At 56.8% G+C, this 19,931-nt stretch carries 23 protein-coding genes; 13 read left to right on the top strand and 10 right to left on the bottom strand.

From position 1 onward, the window contains the following. Positions 1-26: 26 nt before the first annotated feature. The 9 genes from ccoG (at position 27) to BM320_RS01480 (ending at position 8,691) form a co-directional block, all read left to right on the top strand. A complete protein-coding gene (gene ccoG / locus BM320_RS01520; RefSeq protein ID WP_090195549.1) occupies positions 27-1,442 on the top strand; it encodes a cytochrome c oxidase accessory protein CcoG in 1,416 nt (471 codons plus the stop codon). Further along, positions 1,439-1,891, top strand: coding sequence for a FixH family protein (locus BM320_RS01515; RefSeq protein WP_090195546.1), 453 nt, complete (start codon positions 1,439-1,441; stop codon positions 1,889-1,891). Before ccoG ends, BM320_RS01515 begins: the two co-directional genes overlap by 4 nt. Beyond that, positions 1,888-4,035 (top strand): heavy metal translocating P-type ATPase, encoded by a 2,148-nt coding sequence (locus tag BM320_RS01510; RefSeq protein ID WP_090195543.1) that lies wholly within the window; start codon positions 1,888-1,890, stop codon positions 4,033-4,035. Before BM320_RS01515 ends, BM320_RS01510 begins: the two co-directional genes overlap by 4 nt. Continuing rightward, positions 4,032-4,187: a cbb3-type cytochrome oxidase assembly protein CcoS gene (ccoS, locus tag BM320_RS01505; protein ID WP_090195541.1), complete on the top strand. Its 156-nt coding sequence runs from the start codon at positions 4,032-4,034 to the stop codon at positions 4,185-4,187. The genes BM320_RS01510 and ccoS overlap by 4 nt, the downstream gene beginning before the upstream one ends. 177 nt (positions 4,188-4,364) lie before the next feature. Continuing rightward, entirely contained in the window at positions 4,365-4,649 is a 285-nt protein-coding gene (locus tag BM320_RS01500) for a co-chaperone GroES (protein ID WP_090195539.1), read from the top strand. Between the two features lie 70 nt (positions 4,650-4,719). Continuing rightward, entirely contained in the window at positions 4,720-6,366 is a 1,647-nt protein-coding gene (groL, locus tag BM320_RS01495; protein WP_090200225.1) for a chaperonin GroEL, read from the top strand. A 183-nt stretch (positions 6,367-6,549) separates the two neighbouring features. Then, positions 6,550-7,092: a GNAT family N-acetyltransferase gene (locus BM320_RS01490; RefSeq protein WP_242650929.1), complete on the top strand. Its 543-nt coding sequence runs from the start codon at positions 6,550-6,552 to the stop codon at positions 7,090-7,092. Next, on the top strand, positions 7,089-7,919 hold the full coding sequence (locus tag BM320_RS01485) for a DMT family transporter (protein ID WP_090195536.1): 831 nt from the start codon (positions 7,089-7,091) through the stop codon (positions 7,917-7,919). The genes BM320_RS01490 and BM320_RS01485 overlap by 4 nt, the downstream gene beginning before the upstream one ends. 49 nt (positions 7,920-7,968) lie before the next feature. Next, complete coding sequence (locus BM320_RS01480) at positions 7,969-8,691, top strand: esterase/lipase family protein (protein ID WP_090195532.1); 723 nt, start codon at positions 7,969-7,971, stop codon at positions 8,689-8,691. On the opposite strand, the gene BM320_RS01475 is transcribed toward BM320_RS01480, so the two are convergent. The 3 genes from BM320_RS01475 to BM320_RS01465 form a co-directional block, all read right to left on the bottom strand. After that, positions 8,688-9,758: a 5-(carboxyamino)imidazole ribonucleotide synthase gene (locus BM320_RS01475; RefSeq protein ID WP_090195529.1), complete on the bottom strand. Its 1,071-nt coding sequence runs from the start codon at positions 9,756-9,758 to the stop codon at positions 8,688-8,690. The genes BM320_RS01480 and BM320_RS01475 overlap by 4 nt on opposite strands. Further along, positions 9,751-10,239: a 5-(carboxyamino)imidazole ribonucleotide mutase gene (gene purE, locus BM320_RS01470; RefSeq protein ID WP_090195526.1), complete on the bottom strand. Its 489-nt coding sequence runs from the start codon at positions 10,237-10,239 to the stop codon at positions 9,751-9,753. The genes BM320_RS01475 and purE overlap by 8 nt, the downstream gene beginning before the upstream one ends. Positions 10,240-10,307: 68 nt before the next feature. After that, positions 10,308-10,526 (bottom strand): YdcH family protein, encoded by a 219-nt coding sequence (locus tag BM320_RS01465; RefSeq protein ID WP_090195525.1) that lies wholly within the window; start codon positions 10,524-10,526, stop codon positions 10,308-10,310. 169 nt (positions 10,527-10,695) lie between these two features. Here BM320_RS01465 and BM320_RS01460 point away from each other — a divergent pair, with 169 nt between their 5' ends. Next, positions 10,696-11,109, top strand: a complete 414-nt coding sequence (locus BM320_RS01460) for an Hsp20 family protein (RefSeq protein ID WP_090195522.1) — start codon at positions 10,696-10,698, stop codon at positions 11,107-11,109. A gap of 3 nt (positions 11,110-11,112) precedes the next feature. Continuing rightward, positions 11,113-11,337: a DUF1150 family protein gene (locus BM320_RS01455; protein WP_090195519.1), complete on the top strand. Its 225-nt coding sequence runs from the start codon at positions 11,113-11,115 to the stop codon at positions 11,335-11,337. On the opposite strand, the gene BM320_RS01450 is transcribed toward BM320_RS01455, so the two are convergent. From BM320_RS01450 to trxB, 4 genes are all read right to left on the bottom strand, one after another. After that, positions 11,334-12,176 carry a glycosyltransferase family A protein gene (locus tag BM320_RS01450; RefSeq protein WP_090195516.1) on the bottom strand — a complete coding sequence of 281 codons (843 nt, stop codon included), beginning with the start codon at positions 12,174-12,176 and terminating at the stop codon, positions 11,334-11,336. The two genes, BM320_RS01455 and BM320_RS01450, sit on opposite strands and share 4 nt — an antisense overlap. Before the next feature lie 34 nt (positions 12,177-12,210). After that, on the bottom strand, positions 12,211-13,026 hold the full coding sequence (locus BM320_RS01445; RefSeq protein WP_090195513.1) for a glycosyltransferase family protein: 816 nt from the start codon (positions 13,024-13,026) through the stop codon (positions 12,211-12,213). Positions 13,027-13,056: 30 nt separating this feature from the next. After that, positions 13,057-14,766: a bifunctional sulfate adenylyltransferase/adenylylsulfate kinase gene (locus BM320_RS01440; protein ID WP_090195510.1), complete on the bottom strand. Its 1,710-nt coding sequence runs from the start codon at positions 14,764-14,766 to the stop codon at positions 13,057-13,059. 228 nt (positions 14,767-14,994) lie between these two features. Further along, positions 14,995-15,936, bottom strand: a complete 942-nt coding sequence (trxB, locus tag BM320_RS01435) for a thioredoxin-disulfide reductase (RefSeq protein ID WP_090195507.1) — start codon at positions 15,934-15,936, stop codon at positions 14,995-14,997. Positions 15,937-16,103: 167 nt separating this feature from the next. Between trxB and BM320_RS01430 the strand changes: the two genes are divergently transcribed. Beyond that, entirely contained in the window at positions 16,104-16,604 is a 501-nt protein-coding gene (locus BM320_RS01430; RefSeq protein WP_090200221.1) for an Lrp/AsnC family transcriptional regulator, read from the top strand. Positions 16,605-16,826: 222 nt separating this feature from the next. After that, positions 16,827-17,969, top strand: a complete 1,143-nt coding sequence (locus BM320_RS01425) for a Hint domain-containing protein (RefSeq protein ID WP_090195504.1) — start codon at positions 16,827-16,829, stop codon at positions 17,967-17,969. Positions 17,970-18,078: 109 nt separating this feature from the next. On the opposite strand, the gene ccoP is transcribed toward BM320_RS01425, so the two are convergent. The 3 genes from ccoP to ccoO are packed head-to-tail and all read right to left on the bottom strand — an operon-like array spanning position 18,079 to position 19,922. Further along, positions 18,079-18,948, bottom strand: coding sequence for a cytochrome-c oxidase, cbb3-type subunit III (ccoP, locus tag BM320_RS01420; protein ID WP_165614967.1), 870 nt, complete (start codon positions 18,946-18,948; stop codon positions 18,079-18,081). Further along, a complete protein-coding gene (locus BM320_RS01415) occupies positions 18,945-19,160 on the bottom strand; it encodes a cbb3-type cytochrome c oxidase subunit 3 (RefSeq protein WP_090195497.1) in 216 nt (71 codons plus the stop codon). The genes ccoP and BM320_RS01415 overlap by 4 nt, the downstream gene beginning before the upstream one ends. 12 nt (positions 19,161-19,172) lie before the next feature. Further along, entirely contained in the window at positions 19,173-19,922 is a 750-nt protein-coding gene (ccoO, locus tag BM320_RS01410) for a cytochrome-c oxidase, cbb3-type subunit II (protein ID WP_090195494.1), read from the bottom strand. Positions 19,923-19,931 lie beyond the last annotated feature (9 nt).

Genomic DNA, 19,931 nt, shown 5'->3' with positions numbered 1-19,931 from the left:
AACAGACCCAATTCATTGGAAAACCCATGTCAACGACACCTCAGCAGTCTCTTTATGCCGCGCGCGAACCGATTTTTCCCAAGCGCGTAAAAGGTTATTATCGCACGCTCAAATGGTGGGTGATGGCCGTCACGCTGGGAATTTACTACCTGACACCGTGGATCAGATGGGACCGCGGGCCGAACCTGCCTGACCAAGCCGTATTGATCGATCTTGCACACCGCCGATTCTATTTCTTCTGGATCGAAATCTGGTCGCACGAATTCTATTTTGTCGCGGGTCTGCTGATCATGGCGGGCTTGGGGCTGTTTTTGTTCACCTCGGCACTGGGGCGGGTCTGGTGTGGCTACACCTGCCCGCAAACGGTCTGGACCGATCTGTTTATCCTTGTCGAACGCTGGATCGAAGGCGACCGCAACGCGCGTGTGCGCCTGTGGAAATCCAAATGGGATATGCGCAAATGGCGGCTTCGGATAATCAAATGGGTGGTGTGGTTTATGATCGCTGTCGCAACGGGCGGCGCTTGGGTATTTTATTTTGCAGATGCGCCGTCGCTTGCGGTCGCACTTGTCACCTTTGAGGCCCCATCAATCGCATGGGCCACAATTGGGGTGCTGGCTGCGACAACGATGATCTTTGGCGGGTTCATGCGCGAACAGGTCTGCAACTACATGTGCCCTTGGCCGCGCATCCAAGCCACAATGATGGATCCCGAAACCCTGACCGTTGCCTACCGCGACTGGCGCGGAGAGCCGCGCGGCAAGAAACGCGACGCCAATGCAGGTGACTGTATCGACTGCATGGCTTGCGTGAACGTCTGCCCTGCAGGCATCGACATCCGTGACGGCCAGCAGATGGAATGCATTACTTGCGCGCTTTGTATTGATGCCTGCGATGACATCATGGCCAAGATCGGCAAACCACGCGGGTTGATCGACTATCTTGCGCTATCCGACCAAGAAGCGGAATCAAAAGGCAAACCCGCCAAGAAAGTCTGGCAGCACATGCTGCGCCTGCGCACGGTGATATACACGGCGCTTTGGGCGCTGATCGGGATCGGTCTGGTTTTTGCGCTCTTTATCCGCTCTGACATCGAAATGACGGTGTCGCCCGTGCGCAACCCGACATTCGTGACCCTCTCTGACGGGACAATCCGCAATATCTATGATATGCGCCTGCTGAATAAAAACGGCGAAGACCGCACGTTTCACCTGTCACTGGTGTCGGATGAAATCTTGCGTATCGAACTCGAAGGCACAGCCGAGCGCACGATCATCGTGCCTGCCAATGAAACCTTGCTGCAGCGGGTCTATGTATCCGCGCGGCCAAGCGATCCGGCTGCGACCGTTGACCGGACCGACCTGCGGCTTTGGGTCGAAGACATGACATCGGGCGAACGCGCCTATAAAGATACGATTTTTAACGGAAGGGCAGCACAATGACGCGCGAATTTACCGGCTGGCACATGCTAGGGATTATGGTTGTGATGTTTGGCACAATTATCGCCGTGAACCTGACGCTGGCCTATAATGCAGTCAAAACATTCCCCGGGCTGGAAACCCGCAATTCCTATGTCGTCAGCCAAAGCTTTGACGCCGACCGTGCGGCGCAAAATGCGCTGGGTTGGACGCTGGACACGCAACTGACACATACGCAATTGTCGCTTGCGATCACCGACGCGCAAGGTGCGCACGTGACGCCCAAAATCATCAGCGCCACCTTGGGCCGCGCCACGAATGTGGCGCAGGACATGACACCGGAATTCACGATCATTGACGGCGTGATGCGGGCCGATGTCGATGCAGGCGCGGGCTATTGGAACCTGCGCATCGTGCTCGAGGCCGAAGACGGCACCCAGTTTCGCCGTCGGGTACAGTTGACCGCAAAATGACCCAAGCCGCCGCCTGTCCGGCCTGTATCGGCCTGCCCGAAGCAACGCTGGAAAAAGCCGCATCAAACGGCAACAGCGAAGTGATGCTGGCGCTGCCGGCCATTCACTGCGTGGCCTGTATCAACGGGGTTGAACGGGCCTTGCGTGGCATGGACGGCGTTGCCAATGCGCGGGTGAACCTGTCGATGAAACGGGTGGTTATCGGCCTGAATGCCCCGATCCCGACCGAAGCGCTGATTGATACGCTCGAACTTGCCGGATTTGAGGCGCGCGCGCTGGATGCATCACTGCTTGGTGCCGAAAGCGACAGTTATGGCGCCGGATTGATGACGCGGATCGCGGTGTCCGGCTTTGCGATGATGAACGTCATGCTGTTGTCCGTTGCTGTCTGGTCGGGCGCGGTCGGGGCCACGCAACATCTGTTCCATATGATCAGCGCGATGATCGCGCTGCCCGCGCTGGTCTATGCCGCGCAGCCGTTTTTCCATAACGCTTGGTCCGCGCTTTCGGTGCGGCGGTTGAATATGGATGTGCCGATTTCGCTGGCGATCATTCTGGCGGCGGGCATGTCACTGTTTGAAACATTCGTCGGCGGCGCGCAGGCCTATTTTGACGCGGCCTTGTCGCTGACGTTCTTTTTGCTGATCGGGCGCTATCTTGATCACCGCAGCCGCAAAGCCGCCGCATCCGCGGCAGCACAGCTTTCCGCGCTTGAAGTGCCACGCGTCATGCGCCTGCGCAATGGCGCGCGCGAAATGGTGGATTTCGCGGCCCTTGAAATTGGCGATCTGATTCAGGTTTTGCCCGGTGGCCGTATTCCGGTTGACGGGGTTGTGACCGATGGCAGCAGCCAAATCGACCGTTCCTTGTTGACTGGTGAAAGCCGCGTGGCCGATGCGCATGTCGACACGGTCGTCACGGCAGGCGCGGTCAATATGACCGGACCGCTGACCATCCGCGCGACCACCGTTGGTGCTGATACGACATTGCGCAAGATGGTCACAATGGTTGATCAGGCCGAAGCGGTGCGCAACCGCTATACCGCCATCGCCGACCGCGCCGCCGCAATCTATGCGCCTGTGGTGCATCTGCTGGCGCTGGTCGCGTTTATGGCTTGGGTCGCAATTTCGGGCGATGTGCGGCTCTCGCTCAATATCGCGGTTGCGGTGCTGATTATCACCTGCCCTTGCGCGCTTGGGCTGGCGGTGCCTGCGGTTTCAACCACCGCCGCAGGGCGGCTGTTTCGCGCGGGGCTATTGGTCAAGGACGGCACCGCGCTTGAACGTCTGGCCGAGGTCGACACCGTTGTTTTCGACAAGACCGGCACGCTGACCATGCCCGCCGCGGCGCGCGACGCGCTTGACGCGCAGGCGCAAGCGGTCGCATTGGCGCTGACCAAAGATTCAAGCCACCCCATCGCCCAAGCCATCGCCGCATCCTTGCAAGGGGTCAGCCCTGCGATGGTCACAGCGCAAGAAGAACTGTCAGGGCGCGGGCTGCGCGCTACATGGAACGGGCAAACCGTGCGGCTTGGGTCTGGCGCATGGCTGGGCGCAAAGGCGGGCACATATTTGCAAATCGGCGAAGCCGCGCCGCAAAAAATTTCCCTGCGATCAGAACTGCGCGAAGGCGCAGCGGGATTGGTCAAAGCATGGCAGGATGCGGGGCTGGATGTGCATCTTGTGTCAGGTGATGACGCGGATGAAACCGCCAAAATCGCAGGCCAGCTCGGGATCACGCAGTGGCAGGCAGATGCCAAACCCGACGCCAAAATTGCCTATATCAACGGGCTGTCGGATGCGGGCGCAAAGGTGCTGATGGTCGGAGACGGGCTCAACGATACCGGCGCGCTGGCCGCGGCCTATGCATCCGTATCGCCTGCCACGGCGGCGGATGCATCGCGCGCGGCGTCCGATATCGTGCTGCTCAATGACAGCTTGCTCCCGCTGATCGAATTGCCAAGGGTTGCACGTGCGGCAAAACGGCGGATCATCGAAAACTTTGCGATTTCAGCGGGCTATAACGCGATTGCCATTCCGGTCGCGCTTTTGGGATTTGCCACGCCGCTTTTGGCGGCGATTGCAATGTCGACATCATCAATTACAGTGCTATTGAACGCGCTGCGACTGCGGGGGCGTCTATGAATATTCTGGTCATCTTGATTCCGGTGTCGCTTGTGCTTGGCGGGCTCGGGCTTGCCGCCTTCCTGTGGAGCCTGCGCAGCGCGCAATACGAAGACCTAGACGGGGACGCATGGCGCATCTTGTCCGAAGACGAAGACAAGCCGCGCGACTGATGACGCTCGTCGGCTGACGACCCGTCTTTGCGCTATCAAGCGTGCAATCACAAAAAATGTATCGTCACCGCCTCGCCGCTGTTGACTCGGGGGTTTTGCATGCCTAATTACGATACGTTATCACTCGGACGTGCTGAGTGCTAACACAAGAGAAACCCGAACTGGAGAAGTTCTGAAATGGCATTTACACCACTTCACGACCGCGTACTCGTTCGTCGCATTGAAGGCGACGAAAAGACTGTTGGCGGCTTGATCATTCCTGACAGCGCAAAAGAAAAGCCCGCTGAAGGCGAAGTTGTAAGCACTGGCGAAGGCGCGCGCAAAGACAGCGGTGAGCTGATCCCGATGGCTGTGAAAGCAGGCGACAAGGTGCTGTTTGGCAAATGGTCCGGCACAGAAGTCAAGATCGACGGCGAAGACCTGTTGATCATGAAAGAAAGCGACATTCTCGGAATTCTGTAATTCCGGCGCAGGTGGATCAAGATCCACCCTACGCATGTCACGCAATTAGAAATTTAAGGAGCACATGAAAATGGCTGCTAAAGACGTAAAGTTCGGCACAGACGCCCGCAATAAAATGCTCAAGGGTGTGAACATTCTGGCTGACGCTGTGAAAGTCACCCTTGGCCCAAAAGGCCGTAACGTTGTTTTGGACAAATCTTTCGGCGCGCCGCGCATCACCAAAGACGGTGTATCGGTTGCCAAAGAAATCGAACTGGAAGACAAGTTCGAAAACATGGGCGCACAAATGGTTAAGGAAGTTGCTTCCCGGACCAATGACGAAGCTGGTGACGGTACAACAACCGCAACAGTTCTGGCCCAAGCCATCGTTCGCGAAGGCATGAAATCAGTTGCTGCGGGCATGAACCCAATGGATCTCAAGCGCGGCATCGATCTGGCAACAGCCAAAGTTGTTGAAGCGATCAAAGCCGCAGCACGCCCAGTCAACGACAGCGACGAAGTGGCCCAAGTCGGGACCATTTCAGCAAACGGCGAAGCTGAAATCGGTCGTCAGATCGCGGACGCCATGCAGCGCGTTGGCAACGAAGGTGTGATCACCGTCGAAGAAAACAAAGGTCTGGAAACAGAAACCGATGTTGTTGAAGGCATGCAGTTCGACCGCGGTTACCTGTCCCCTTACTTTGTGACCAACACAGAGAAAATGACAACCGAGCTGGAAGACGCGATCATCCTGCTGCACGAAAAGAAACTTTCGTCGCTGCAGCCAATGGTTCCGCTTCTCGAATCTGTGATCCAGTCCGGTAAGCCTTTGCTGATCATCGCGGAAGATGTTGAAGGCGAAGCGCTGGCAACTCTCGTGGTGAACAAACTGCGCGGCGGGCTGAAAATTGCGGCTGTTAAGGCACCTGGTTTCGGCGACCGTCGCAAAGCCATGTTGCAAGACATCGCGATCCTGACCGGCGGCCAAGTGATTTCCGAAGACCTGGGCATGAAGCTTGAGAACGTCACAATCGACATGCTGGGTTCAGCCAAGCGCATTGCGATCACCAAAGACGAAACAACAATCGTTGACGGCGCAGGCGACAAGGCCGAGATCGAAGCACGGGTCAACCAGATCCGCGGCCAGATCGAAGAAACAACATCCGACTACGACCGTGAAAAACTGCAAGAACGCGTTGCCAAACTGGCTGGCGGTGTTGCTGTTATCCGTGTCGGCGGCATGTCCGAAGTGGAAGTCAAAGAACGCAAAGACCGCGTTGATGACGCGCTGAACGCGACACGCGCTGCGGTCCAAGAAGGCGTTGTTGTCGGTGGTGGCGTTGCGCTGATCCAAGCCGCCAAAGCACTGGACGGGCTGACAGGTCTGAACTCTGACCAAGACGTTGGTATCGCGATCATCCGCAAAGCAATCGAAGCGCCACTGCGCCAGATCGCTGAAAACGCAGGTGTTGACGGTGCGGTTGTTGCGGGCAAGATCCGCGAAAGCAGCGACAAGGCTTTCGGCTTTAACGCACAAACCGAAGAATATGGCGACATGTTCAAATTCGGCGTGATCGACCCTGCCAAAGTTGTACGCACAGCGTTGCAAGACGCCGCATCTGTGGCTGGCCTGCTGATCACAACCGAAGCAATGGTTGCCGACAAGCCATCCAAAGAAGGCGCCGGTGGCGGCATGCCTGACATGGGCGGCATGGGCGGCATGGGCGGCATGATGTAAGCAGAATTTCCGCAAGGAAATTCGGCTCAGACTGCAGGGCGGCAGTCGTTTCTCCAGAAACGACGAGAGCCATGAAGTCTATTTGCCAAACACATAAAACTAATTGAAGGGCGGTCCCATCCGGGGCCGCCCTTTTTGCGTTGCACGCCAGAGTTTCATCGAAACTCTGGTCACAAAATCTCGATGAGATTTTGCCAGCGCTGGACGCCACCGTTTGCCACAGATAACGTCGCGCGGATGAACCTGTTCCAATCCCCCGAATTTGCGCGCGATATGAAGCACGGCGAAGAAGCCGCGGTTGATGCGCTGTTGACCCAATCTTTTGGCAGCCCTGCCGAAGCGCAGCTTGTGGCCAAACTCCGCAAGGCGCGCGTCATTGCGGGCGAAACGGTCCTGCCGATGGGCGGGCGAATCATCGGCTACTACGCGCTGTCATATCTGGTGAAGCCCAAAGGCTGGCTGTGTCTGGCGCCTGTGGCGATCCATTCCGATGTGCAGGGGCGCGGCTATGGCAGACGGATGCTTGGCGTGCTGACAGAATGGGCGCGGCTGACCAAAACCCCGGTGGTGGTCTTGGGGAACCCAGATTTCTATGCCCGCGCAGGGTTTTCACATGAACTGGCCAAAAACCTGCAATCCCCCTACCCGATCAAAAACACGCTGGTCGCAGGCATCGACCAAGCGCCCGCGCAAACGCTTGTCTATCCGGCGGCCTTCACACAATGAGGCTATTTGTGCTTGTGACGCTGACGATGACAGCTTTTGCCGCAAATTCGGTACTGAACCGTATAGGCGTGGCGCGATTTGGCATGGACCCGCTTGGCTTTGCCGCGATCAGGGTAATTGCGGGTGCGGGCATGCTTTGGCTGTTGATTGCACTGCGCAGCAAGTCCGCCCCGACCGTATTCACCCGCAAACGTCTTGCCGGAGCCGCGAGCTTGGCCACCTATATGATCGGATTTTCATGGGCCTATCAGGGGCTAGATGCTGGCTTCGGCGCGTTGATCCTGTTTGGCGCGCTTCAGGTTGTTATCTTTGGCTGGGCCATCGTTGAAAAGCAGCCGATCGCACCGCTGCGCTGGCTGGGCGTGACGCTGTCGCTCATCGGGCTTTGTGTCTTGCTCTGGCCCACGCAATCCAGCCCGACACCGCTGGTCAGCGTTGCGGCGATGATTGCCGCCGCCGTGGGCTGGGGGGCATACACGCTCCTTGGGCGCCGCGAAACCGATCCGCTGGGCGCGACGGCAAGCAATTTTCTTTTGTGTGTGCCTCTGGTGGCGATCGGGCTGCTGGACATGGGCGCGGTGCCGATGATGGGGATCGCTACCGCCGTGACCGCGGGCGCGCTCACGTCCGGGCTGGGCTATGCGCTGTGGTATCAGATCTTGCCCAAACTCGCGACGCCCGTCGCAGGCACAGCACAACTGAGCGTGCCCGTAATTGCCGTTGGCTTTGGCGCGTTGTTTCTGGGAGAGCCGATTAGCGCGCGGATGGTGGTTGCGGGCATTCTTGTGCTGGGCGGCATCGGATTGTCGCTGATCACACAAAGGTGACGCATGGTTTGCCCTTTTCCTATGCCGCAAGCCTGCTATCTATAGCTGTATGAAATACGTCATTGCAGCCTTCGCTTGCCTATTCGGGTCCGCATCCGCGGCGCAGGATTGCGTTGTGCTTTTGCACGGGCTTGCCCGTTCGGAAATGTCGCTGACCCCGATGCAGCTGGTGCTCGAGGATGCGGGCTATAGGGTGGTGAACCGTGGCTACCCATCCACCGAAGCCCCGATTGAAACGCTTGTGAATGACCATCTGACCGAAGATGTTGCCGCCTGTGGTGACGCGCGGATCAACTTTGTGACCCATTCGATGGGCGGGATTCTGGTGCGGCTTTGGCTGACCGAAAACCGCCCCGAACAGATGGGCCGCGTGGTTATGCTCGGGCCACCTAACGGCGGGTCGGAACTGGTTGATATTTTCGGCGAGTTCGAGCCGTTTCAATGGGTGAACGGCCCTGCCGGCCTGCAGCTGGGCACCGAACCCAGCAGCGTACCCAATAGCATCGCATATCTGCCAGTCGAGATCGGCATTATCGCCGGCGACCGCAGCCTGAACCTTGTCTATTCCGCCCTAATCGAGGGGCCGGACGACGGCAAGGTTTCAGTCGCCTCTACGCGGCTCGACGGGATGACCGACATGATCATCCTGCCCGTCACCCATACGTTCATGATGAACAATCCGCTGGTCATGGAAGAGGTTCTGCTGTTCCTCAAGAACGGACGCTTTGACCACAGCCTGAGCCTGACCGACATCATCTTGGGGCTTGATTAACCCTTTGTGACAATCCGGTTCACATGGCCCATCTTACGGCCCGGTTTGACATCCGCCTTGCCATATAGGTGGATCGCCGCATCCGTGTGCGCAAGTTCCGGCAAGCGGTCCATATCGTCACCGATCAGGTTTTCCATCACGACATCCGCATGGCGCACACCGCTGCCCAAAGGCCAGCCCGCAACGGCACGGATATGCTGTTCAAACTGGCAGACCGTACAGCCATTCTGGGTCCAATGCCCCGAATTATGCACACGCGGCGCGATTTCATTCACGATCAACCCGTTTGGGGTCACGAATAATTCAACCCCCATCACACCAACATAATCAAGCGCGTTCAGGATATTCGCAGCAAGCAACACCGCATCTGTGCGTTGGCTCGGCTTGAGGTTGGCAGGCACGGTTGTGGTGCGTAAAATGCCGTCTTCATGGACATTTTCGCCCGGATCATAACAGGCAACCGCACCGTCAGCGCCGCGCGCGCCAATGATCGACACCTCGTGGCTAAAGTTGATAAACCCTTCAAGGATCGCGGGTGCGCCAGCCATATCGGCCAGTGCCTGATCGGCATCTAGGGGTGCCATGATCCGCGCTTGGCCCTTGCCATCATAACCCATGCGCCGCGTTTTCAGGATCGCGGGCGTGCCTATTTCGGCAATCGCCTTGGCCAGATCACCTGCGTTTTCCACATTCGCAAAGGGCGCGGTTTGCAGACCCAAGCTTTGCAAGAAATTCTTTTCGGTCAGCCTGTCCTGACTTGTCGCCAACGCCTGACGGCCCGGATGGATCGGCGCAAGCGATTCAAGCAGGTCCAGCGCAGAGGTCGGGATATTTTCGAACTCATAGGTGATCACATCCACCGCATTGCCAAAGGCCGTGAGAGCCGCGTGATCATCGTAGCTTGCCGTTGTCACCGCATGGGCAACATCGGCGGCGGGCGGGTTTGCGCCCGGTTCAAAGATGTGGGTTTTCAGCCCCAGACGTGATGCGGCAGCTGATAGCATGCGGCCCAACTGGCCACCGCCCAAAATACCGATTGTGGCCCCGACGGGCAAAGGCTTAGTCATTTGTCGGTTCATCCGGAATAGAGGCAGAAAGTGCGGCGCGCCACGCATCAAGACGGGCCGCCAGCGCAGGATCTTGCAACGCAAGGATACCTGCGGCCATCAACCCGCCATTCTTGGCACCGGCTGCGCCAATGGCCATAGTGGCCACGGGAAAGCCGCGCGGCATTTGCAAGATCGAATAAAGACTATCAACACCCGACAGCGCATTGGTTTGCACAGGGATACCAATCACCGGCACGCGGGTTTTGGACGCCATCATGCCTGGCAAATGCGCAGCCCCGCCAGCGCCTGCAATAATCACCTGCAAACCGCGGTCGACCGCTGTCTTGCCATAATCCCACAACCGGTCTGGGGTGCGGTGCGCCGAAACGATTTTGGTCTCGTAAGCGACACCCAATTCATCAAGCACATCTGCCGCCTCGCGCATGGTGGGCCAATCGGATTGGCTGCCCATTATAATGCCGACCATCGGTTGCGTCATGTTCAGATATCCCTGATTTCAAAAGGAAGCGGCACTATAGCCAAGGCGCGCCGCGCTGCAACGCCATTTCACGCAATAATATCAGGCAAAATGCGATCTTCGAGACGGACAATCTTGTCCTTGAGAAGCAGCTTTTGCCGTTTGAGCCGCTTGAGCGTCAGCATATCCGGCGCACCGCGTTCATTCAGCGCTGTAATCGCCGTATCAAGATCACGATGTTCCTGTTTCATGACGGCCAGCTCAACGCGCAAAACCTCTACCTGATCCATTTTAGAAGAGCTGTTCATAGATACCTGTGCCCGTTTCCCTGTATTCAAGTCGACTATATGCCAAGCCTTAGCACAAAACATCTTAATACTTACACTTGATCAATTGCACGCAGCCCCCCATATTTTAGGAAAGGTCGCCGCAATCGGGGCCGCAAACGCGACAGTCGCTTAGCAAAGGACGTGTCTAATGACAAAACTGGCTTTGGGAACCCATCCGTTCCTTCTTGGATTTGAACAGCTTGAACGGCTGGTCGAACGCACCGCGAAAACCGGCAATGACGGTTATCCGCCCTACAACATCGAACAGACATCTGAAAACTCCTACCGGATTACGCTGGCGGTTGCCGGTTTTTCCGAAAACGATCTTGCGATCACCGTCGAGGATAGCTCGCTTGTGATCCGTGGCCGCCAGAACGACGAAGCCGAAGGGCGGGTCTATCTGCATCGGGGCATTGCCGCGCGGCAGTTCCAGCGGTCATTTGTGCTGGCCGACGGGGTCGATGTCGGTGAAGCAACCATCGAAAACGGGTTGCTGCATGTCGACCTGACCCGCGCTGTGCCTGATCGCGTCGTGCAAACAATCAACATCCGGAAAGGATAAGCCATGAACACCAAGTTTGACATGGACGCTCTCGCGTCGGACATCGTTTACGTGAAACCCGTTTTGGCCGCTGACCTGCCCGCGGATATGCGCGAACAGATCGGTGATCTGGAAACACTGTTTTCAGTCCATAACGCCGAAGGCGAACAGCTTGCGCTTGTTGCCAACCGCAAACTGGCCTTTCACCTTGCCCGCGAAAACGACATGGTGCCGGTCACCGTACACTAAAGCCAGATACCGTAGGTTTCCTGCATATATTTGACGCAAGCGGCGTTGGCCTCTGACCGGTCCGCGCCGTCAAAAACATTGGAAGCCAGCGCGGCCTGATCATGCGCTCCCGTTGTTGGCGGTATTGCGAATCCGGACGCGCAAAGGATACCAATACCCTTGCGTTCAAGGTGCCCTGACAGCCAGATGTCATCAACCGACCAAAGCACAGGCGGGATATCAAACATCGTTTCGTCAAAGAAGTCGGGCTTGACCAAAACCGCGCCAAAACCTTCGGCAACATGCACAAACCCGGGCTTTGCATAGCGCAAAAGCCCGTTCGGCTTTGGAACGATATGACCGGTCAGCAGTTGTCGCAATTTACGCTTAAGCAGCGCCCACATATGCGCCTGTGTAAAATCGGTGAACCGTGCGCGCACGGGTGGCGGGCCGTGGCGTGACGGCGCCAGAATGCCAGCCCTATGCGCCTGCCCCAACGCACTTGTTGTTACGGCAATATCGCTGCGCGGCCCACGCGCGGCGATCATCTGTTCGATCCAGCGCGGATGATAAATGCGGTCATCATCGCAATAGATTAAATCTGCATCAGTGCCCGCAAGTTCACGCGCCGCAAATAATGCCTTTGTTGCAGGCCCGATATCCTCTTCGGGCTGGATGATATTGATCCCCTTAGGGACATCGGGCAATTGCCCGTCCCAATCAGGAAAACGGCGATATGCCTTGGGAATATAGAGCCGAATTTCGTCAACGGGCGCGGTTTGCCGCAACAATCCCTCAAGTGCGGGCTGAAGGTCGGAAAACCGCGGCGGGATTGTAGAAAGAGATACAATAAGGCTCATTTTCTTGCTTCCTATTCTTGCACTGCCGCCCTGCCTAGAGCCAAATTCCATATGTATCTTGCATGTACTTAATGCAAAACGCGCTCGCGCTTGATCTACCATGCCCCTCAATGGTCGCATCAACCAAGGCATGCACATCTCGGCCACCGGCATACTGCGGTTTGGGAATACCGGCTGGCGACCAGATTGGCACATTGTTTCGCGCCATATTTCCGGACAACCAATGGTCGTCAACCGTCCAGACAACTTGAGGGATATCAAAGACATCGGACGTAAAGAACGATGGTTTGACCAAAACACCGCCCCATCCGCGCGCAACATCAACAAATCCGGAAACTGCCATATGTGGCATTTGCGGCCGTGGCCGCCGTGTCAACGTGACCAATTCGCTCCCGATCTGTAGCGCACGCCTGCCACGATAAGCCAAATCTTTTTTGGCACGAACCGCGCGCGGCATTTGGCGTTTGCCCCCGCCGGCAACATGATCGCCATCGGCAGCGATACATTGATCCGGACGCGCTTTTGCTTCAGCGATCAAGCGCGCAAAGCGGGTTGGCTCATAGGATATATCGTCATCGCAATAGATTATGTTGCAGTCGGTTCCGCGCATCTCATCGACCGCGAATAGAACCTTGCTCGCTGGACCAAGGTCATCGTCGGGCTGGATGACCCGTATGCCTTTTGGCACAGCGGGGGCTTGCCCGTCATATTCGGGAAAGCGGCGGAACCGCTTTGGCACATATAGGCGTATTTCGTCGATATTGGCGGTCTGGGCCAAAAGCGCATCAAAAACCGGACCAAGATGGGCGAAGCGGGGCGGGATCGCTGTCAACGAAACAATCGTGGGCACACCGCTTCTCCAGTATCTTGGCTTCAGGGTTTAACCCTTGATCAGACCCATGCTTTCAAGCTTCAGGATCACCTGATGTGCGCAATTGTCGACGGCAACGCTTTCGGTTTCAAGGCTTAGTTCAGGGTTTTCAGGCACGTCGTAAGGGTCTGAAATGCCGGTGAATTCCTTGATCTTGCCTTCGCGGGCCAGTTTATACAGCCCCTTGCGGTCGCGGCGTTCGCATTCTTCGATTGATGTCGCGACGTGGACTTCGATGAAGGCACCGAATTGTTCGATATCTTCACGTACTGCACGGCGGGTTGCCGCATAGGGCGCGATCGGCGCGCAAATCGCGATGCCGCCGTTTTTGGTGATCTCGGACGCAACATAACCGATCCGGCGAATGTTCAGATCGCGGTGTTCCTTGCTAAAGCCAAGTTCCGACGACAGGTTCTTGCGCACGATATCGCCGTCCAGCAATGTCACGGGACGCCCGCCCATTTCCATCAATTTGACCATCAACGCGTTTGCAATTGTCGATTTGCCAGAACCCGAGAAGCCTGTGAAAAATACGGTAAAGCCCTGACTTGCCCGTGGTGGACGGGTTCTGCGCAGTTCTTCAACCACAGTGGGGAAAGAGAACCATTCCGGAATCTCGAGCCCTTCGGACAGGCGGCGGCGCAATTCTGTACCGGAAATATTCAAGATGGTCACATCGTCTTTGTCCGCAATCTCATCTGCGGGCTCGTATTGGGCACGGTCCTGCACATAAACCATGTGCTTAAAGTCGACCATTTCGATGCCCATTTCGGCCTGATGTTCGCGGAACAGGTCCTGCGCATCATAGGGGCCATAGAAATCTTCGCCGGCAGAGTTTTTGCCGGGGCCTGCATGGTCACGCCCAACGATAAAGTGGGTACAGCCGTGGTTTTTGCGGATCAACCCGTGCCAAACGGCCTCGCGCGGGCCGGCCATACGCATCGCAAGGTTCAACAGTGACATCGCGGTGGTGGATGCAGGATATTGGTCAAGCACCGCCTCGTAGCAGCGCACGCGGGTAAAGTGATCGATATCGCCGGGTTTCGTCAGGCCAACAACGGGGTGGATCAACAGGTTGGCTTGGGCTTCGCGGGCGGCGCGGAATGTCAGTTCCTGATGCGCGCGGTGCAGCGGATTGCGGGTCTGGAAGGCCACGACCTTGCGCCAGCCCATTTTGCGGAAATAGGCACGCAATTCATTGGGCGTATCGCGGCGCGCACGGAAATCATAATGCACAGGTTGCTGGATACCCGTGACAGGGCCGCCAAGGTAAACCGCGCCCGCGTGGTTGTGCAGATAGTTCACCGCAGGGTGCGCTACGTCATCCGCGCCAAATACTTTTTCGGCTTCGCGTGACTTGTTCGGCACCCATTTGTCGGTGACAGTCATCGTCGCAAGGATCACGCCTTCTTGGTCGCGCAGCGCGATGTCCTGGCCAACCTCGACCGTATCGGCAAATTTTTCGGTCACATCGAGCGTGATCGGCATCGGCCAAAGTGTGCCATCAGCAGTGCGCATGTTTTCGACAACACCGTTGTAATCGGCTTCGGACAGGAACCCTTTCAACGGGTTAAAGCCGCCGTTCATCAACAGTTCCAGATCACAAATCTGGCGCGGCGTCAGATCGTGGCTAATCAGATCGCCGGCTTCGGCCTTGAGTTTCTGGGCGCTGTCATAAGACACGTATAATTCGGGGATCGGGGCCAGGTCTTGGGTCATGAATACTCTCTGACAATAATGTGCAATTTAGGGCGGGAATAGACCCGCGTTGCGGCCAATGTCTAGCACAACAATGCAGAAAAGACAGGTGTTCGCGCGTGAGGCCGGTACATAGAACCAAAGCGGCGCCTGCGCAGCGCAATTGGACTGTGGGTCTTGTAATAGTCACTGCGCAAAATAAAAGGCCGGGCGCGTATTGCCCGGCCTGAAACAATCATTGGCGCAATGTTATTCTTGTTCCGCGATAAACCGTTCAGCGTCCAAAGCAGCCATACAGCCCATCCCCGCAGAGGTCACCGCCTGCCGGTAGATATGATCCGTCAGATCACCTGCGGCAAAGACGCCGGGAATCGCCGTGCGGGTACTGCCCGGTTCAACGGCGACATAGCCGCCGCTATGCAATTCCAACTGGTCTTTGACCAATTCGGACGCGGGCGCATGGCCAATCGCGATAAACACGCCTTTGGCCGGAATATCGGTAATTTCGCCGGTTTTCGTGTGTTTGACCTTGATGCCTTCGACACCAAGCGGCGCATCGGTGCCATAGATTTCTTCAATCTCGTGGAACCAGAGCGTTTCGATCTTGGGGTTCTTGTGCAGCCGGTCTTGCAAGATCTTTTCCGCGCGCAATTCGTCGCGGCGATGCACAAGCGTTACCTTGGACGCAAAATTGGTCAAGAACAGCGCTTCTTCGACGGCGGTATTGCCGCCACCGACCACCACGATTTCCTGACCGCGATAAAAGAACCCGTCGCAGGTCGCACAGGCGCTGACGCCAAACCCCTTGAACTTTTCCTCGGAGGGCAGGCCCAGCCATTTCGCGCGCGCACCCGTACACAAAATTACCGCGTCAGCCGTATAGACCGTGCCGCTGTCGGATTGCGCAGTAAAGGGACGGTTTTGCAGGTCAAGTTCGGTGATGATGTCGCCGATAATCTCGCAGCCCATCGCGCGGGCGTGCGCCTCTTGGCGCAGCATAAGATCGGGGCCTTGCACTTCGGTGTCACCGGGCCAGTTTTCAACCTCGGTGGTTGTGGTCAACTGACCACCCGGCTCGATGCCTTGCACAAGGATTGGTTCCAGCATGGCGCGCGCGGCATAGACGCCGGCGGTATAGCCCGACGGGCCAGAGCCGATAATCAGAACTTTGGTGTGGCGTGTCGCAGACATGGGTGGCCTCTTTGTTTTTCAATCCGTCTTGATATAGCGGCGCGGCAGCGCGGATGAAAGACCGCGCATAGCAAACATGCACATGACAATTGTTACCAATGTTTGAAATAATATTGCGCCCACCCGCGCAGTTGCGTAGTATTTGGAAAAAACACAAAGGATCCCCGATGCCGGGCACGAAACTTGATGAAATCGACCGTATGATTCTGGCTGAATTACAGGCCGACGGACGTATGACCAATGTTGAACTCGCCAAACGTGTCGGAATTTCGGCCCCGCCTTGCTTGCGCCGTGTGCGCACGCTGGAAGAACAAGGGTTCATTCACGGCTATCATGCGGATGTGAACGCGCGCGAACTGGGTTTCGAAGTACAGGTTTTTGCGATGGTTGGCCTCGTCAGCCAAGCCGAAGTTGACCTCAGCGCCTTTGAAAAACGCTGCGCCGGCTGGCCGCTGGTCCGCGAATGCCACATGCTGAATGGCGAAGTCGATTTTATTCTCAAATGTGTGGCCCCTGATCTGCGCAGCTTTCAGCGGTTCCTGACCGAAGAACTGACCAGCGCCGATAACGTTGCATCCGTCAAGACATCGCTGGTAATACGCGGCGCCAAAGACGAACCCGGTGTGCCGTTTGACGTGCTCGAAGCGCGGCTTGCGCAAAAAGCCTAGCCGCAACTGACGCCGGTTTTCCGGCATTAACGAAATCTTGGCGCAATTCTGCTTTTTTGTCCCTGCGGTTTTAACGGCGGTAATGGCCTATGCGTGCCAACGACCTGCCTAAAGTACAGGTTTGCTGTGTACAGCGATGTCCGCTATTGCACTGTGCATCAGGCAAGTGCTGGCGCGCAATATGCCCGTCCGATGGATAAAGAAATTTAAAGTAGCAGATTTATGCCCACATTCAGTATCGCTAACGGCAATTCAACCACATTCACCGATACGACACCCAATGGCGGGCTGACCATTGATTTTGCGCTTCTCGACAATAGTCTCAGCGTGCAGATCAACGGTGTTGACCTTTTTGTCGGCGGCCCCGCCGGCGCGCCGAACGAGCTTCAGTTCCAGACAGCGTCCACGTCGGGACAAACCGTCGCTTTTGCGGATGGCGACCAATACGGGATCAACACGCCGCAGATCTGGCAGCTTTCGGGCACCAACACCGATCCGGTTGTCCGCTTGGTGATTAACCCCGACGGGACAATCGCGCTGTATGGCATAAAGGCGAATGGCGGGTCGCTCGAACTGCTGACGCTGACCAACGGGCTATCGGTCAACACCGCCGCAATTGACGCCGCTTGGAATGATAGCGGCAACAATACCATCGTGATTGATCAGGTAATCACCGGTCCGACAAATGCCAGCGGTGAAATCAGCGACATCATTTGCTTTGCGGCGGGCACCAATATTGCAACCGCGCAAGGGCCGGTTACGGTTGGAAAATTGCAACCCGCCGATCAGGTGCTGACCTATGATCGCGGTTATGCCCCAATCCGGTGGATCGGTTCGCGCCACGTTACCCGCAGCCAGCTTGACGAAAATCCGAACCTCAAACCAATCTTGATCCGCGCGGATGCATTGGGCGCAGGATACCCACAACAAGATCTGGTCGTTTCACCGCAGCATCGGGTGCTGGTTTCTTCGGTCATAGCAATGCGGATGTTCGGCCGCGAGGAAGTACTGGTTCCCGCAAACAAGCTCTTGCCGCTCGACGGGATCACCGTGCAGCACGACAACCCCGACGGGGTGGAATACTGGCACATCCTGTTTGATCGGCACGAAATCATCTGGTCCAATGGCACCCCGACAGAAAGCCTGTTTACCGGACCTGCGGCGCTAAAGGCGGTATCCCCCGCAAGCCGAGCGGAAATTCAAACGCTATTCCCCGAGATTTGCGCAGACGGTTTCCAGCCCTCCCCTGCGCGGTTCATCCCGACAAAGGGCAAACATATGAAAAAGCTGGTGCAGCGGCACCAAGCCAACCGAAAACCATTGTTCGGGGCGGTTGATCATGTGCAACACTGCGCTGGAAAGTAGCCGCACCCGAAATCGCGCACAACGAAAAAGGGCACCTACTTGCGTAGGTGCCCTTTCCTTCACTGGGTGCGTACCATTGCGCGAACAGAAGGTACGGGCCTTGTGATCCCTATTCGCCGCCGCCCAACTGGTGGACATAGGCTGTGACCGCCTGAATTTCGGCTTCGGTCAGACGTGTGCCCCAGCTTGGCATCACACCAAAGCGGGCATAGCGCACGGTTTCTTCCAAGGCGGCAACGTCCCCGCCAAACAGCCAGATGGCATCAGTCAGGTTCGGCGCACCCATATCGCGGCTGCCGGTGCCGTCATCTGCGTGGCAGGCCGCGCAGTTGTCGTAAAACACTTCTGCACCGGCTGCGGCCAATGTCGCGTCATGCTCTTGGCTGGAAATGGCGCGCACGTGCTGCACAACTGCGTCGATTTCATCATTCGTCAGGATTTCATCATACGCAGTCATTTCAGAATAGCGCGCATCCCAGTCTTCTTCGTTGCGGATGCCGTGACGGACCGTGTAGCTGATGTTTTCAAAGTCACCGCCCCAAAGCCAATCATCATCCAAAAGGTTCGGATAGCCTTTGGCACCCGCAGCACCCGACCCGTGACAGGTCGAACAATTGGTGCGGAACACGGCTGCGCCTGCGGATGTCGCAAAGCGCATCAGCTCTTCGTTTTCTGACAGCGTGTTCAGATCCGCGGCGGCAAGCTGCGCGGAAATCTCGGCGTTTGCTTCCTCGAAATGCGCGATATCTGCGGCCACTTCGGCGCGTGTGGAATAGCCCAGAACCCCTGTTGTCGCGCCTGAAATCATCGGCCAAGCCGGATAGGCAATCGTATAGCTGATCCCCCAGATGATTGTCAGGTACAGCGAATAGAGCCACCAGCGCGGCAGCGGGTTATTCAGTTCCTTGATCCCGTCCCATTCATGGCCTGTTGTGTCAGTGCCTGTGACGTCGTCGATGTCTTTATTTTCGCTGCTCATGATTGCAGCTCCTTGATACTAGCGTCTGTGCTGGCGGGCGCTTCCACGCTGCCGGGCTTAACTTCGTTGCGAAACGGGATGTTGGCGGTCTCGGCGTGCACCGATTTGCTGCCGGGGCGAAAGGCCCAAGCGATAACCCCAAGGAAAAACAGGGTCATCGCCAACAAAACCCAGCTATCGGCGATTTCACGCAGGATAGAATAGGTATCCATGTTCAAGTCTCCTTAGCGGCTTGCGTCAGGGGTAAAGGTCGAGAAATCAACCGTTGTCCCCAGCATTTGCAGATAGGCCACAAGCGCATCCATTTCAGACACGCCAGGCGCGCCATCAAAGTTGCGGATTTGTGCACCGGGATAGCGCTCCAGCAGGTCATCATAGGAATCGCTGTCAGGGTCGATCTGCGCCAGAACATCGGATGCAGCGGCCGCGATCATATCTTCAGTGTAAGGCACACCAACGATCCGGTGCGTTGCCACAACATCCGCCGCATATTCCGCGTTGACCATGACATCCATCAGATAGCCGTAACCCGGCATAATGGATTCAGGCACCACGGATTGCGGATCAATCATGTGATCCACGTGCCAAGCGTCCGAATATTTGCCGCCGACACGGGCCAGATCAGGCCCCGTCCGTTTTGACCCCCACTGGTGCGGGTGGTCATACATGGATTCCGCCGCCAGCGAATAATGGCCATAGCGTTCGACTTCGTCGCGCATCGGGCGGATCATCTGGCTGTGACAGACATAACAGCCTTCGCGGATATAAATGTCGCGCCCTGCCAGTTCGAGAGGCGAATAAGGGCGCACCCCTTCGACCTCTTCGATCGTGTTCTCAAGATAGAACAGCGGTGCGATTTCGACGATACCCCCGACGGTAACAACCAAGAGCGAGCTTACAAGGAGAAGGGTTGGACTCCGCTCTAGGATGCCGTGTTTGGCCAGGAAGCCTTTGTTTTCTTGTGTATCAGACATGTTTCCTGA

It is taken from the genome of Yoonia tamlensis, from assembly GCF_900115105.1.
In the GTDB taxonomy this organism is placed as follows: Bacteria; Pseudomonadota; Alphaproteobacteria; order Rhodobacterales; family Rhodobacteraceae; genus Yoonia; species Yoonia tamlensis.
The sequence above is the reverse complement of the archived record's forward strand: the minus strand, read 5'-3'. Positions and strand labels throughout refer to the sequence as shown.

Coding starts and splice junctions, on each gene's coding strand:
- ccoG (WP_090195549.1), top strand. CDS start 27: ATGTCAACGACACCTCAGCAGTCTCTTTATGCCGCGCGCGAACCGATT.
- BM320_RS01515 (WP_090195546.1), top strand. CDS start 1,439: ATGACGCGCGAATTTACCGGCTGGCACATGCTAGGGATTATGGTTGTG.
- BM320_RS01510 (WP_090195543.1), top strand. CDS start 1,888: ATGACCCAAGCCGCCGCCTGTCCGGCCTGTATCGGCCTGCCCGAAGCA.
- ccoS (WP_090195541.1), top strand. CDS start 4,032: ATGAATATTCTGGTCATCTTGATTCCGGTGTCGCTTGTGCTTGGCGGG.
- BM320_RS01500 (WP_090195539.1), top strand. CDS start 4,365: ATGGCATTTACACCACTTCACGACCGCGTACTCGTTCGTCGCATTGAA.
- groL (WP_090200225.1), top strand. CDS start 4,720: ATGGCTGCTAAAGACGTAAAGTTCGGCACAGACGCCCGCAATAAAATG.
- BM320_RS01490 (WP_242650929.1), top strand. CDS start 6,550: ATGAGATTTTGCCAGCGCTGGACGCCACCGTTTGCCACAGATAACGTC.
- BM320_RS01485 (WP_090195536.1), top strand. CDS start 7,089: ATGAGGCTATTTGTGCTTGTGACGCTGACGATGACAGCTTTTGCCGCA.
- BM320_RS01480 (WP_090195532.1), top strand. CDS start 7,969: ATGAAATACGTCATTGCAGCCTTCGCTTGCCTATTCGGGTCCGCATCC.
- BM320_RS01475 (WP_090195529.1), bottom strand. CDS start 9,758: ATGACTAAGCCTTTGCCCGTCGGGGCCACAATCGGTATTTTGGGCGGT.
- purE (WP_090195526.1), bottom strand. CDS start 10,239: ATGACGCAACCGATGGTCGGCATTATAATGGGCAGCCAATCCGATTGG.
- BM320_RS01465 (WP_090195525.1), bottom strand. CDS start 10,526: ATGAACAGCTCTTCTAAAATGGATCAGGTAGAGGTTTTGCGCGTTGAG.
- BM320_RS01460 (WP_090195522.1), top strand. CDS start 10,696: ATGACAAAACTGGCTTTGGGAACCCATCCGTTCCTTCTTGGATTTGAA.
- BM320_RS01455 (WP_090195519.1), top strand. CDS start 11,113: ATGAACACCAAGTTTGACATGGACGCTCTCGCGTCGGACATCGTTTAC.
- BM320_RS01450 (WP_090195516.1), bottom strand. CDS start 12,176: ATGAGCCTTATTGTATCTCTTTCTACAATCCCGCCGCGGTTTTCCGAC.
- BM320_RS01440 (WP_090195510.1), bottom strand. CDS start 14,766: ATGACCCAAGACCTGGCCCCGATCCCCGAATTATACGTGTCTTATGAC.
- trxB (WP_090195507.1), bottom strand. CDS start 15,936: ATGTCTGCGACACGCCACACCAAAGTTCTGATTATCGGCTCTGGCCCG.
- BM320_RS01430 (WP_090200221.1), top strand. CDS start 16,104: ATGCCGGGCACGAAACTTGATGAAATCGACCGTATGATTCTGGCTGAA.
- BM320_RS01425 (WP_090195504.1), top strand. CDS start 16,827: ATGCCCACATTCAGTATCGCTAACGGCAATTCAACCACATTCACCGAT.
- ccoP (WP_165614967.1), bottom strand. CDS start 18,948: ATGAGCAGCGAAAATAAAGACATCGACGACGTCACAGGCACTGACACA.
- BM320_RS01415 (WP_090195497.1), bottom strand. CDS start 19,160: ATGGATACCTATTCTATCCTGCGTGAAATCGCCGATAGCTGGGTTTTG.
- ccoO (WP_090195494.1), bottom strand. CDS start 19,922: ATGTCTGATACACAAGAAAACAAAGGCTTCCTGGCCAAACACGGCATC.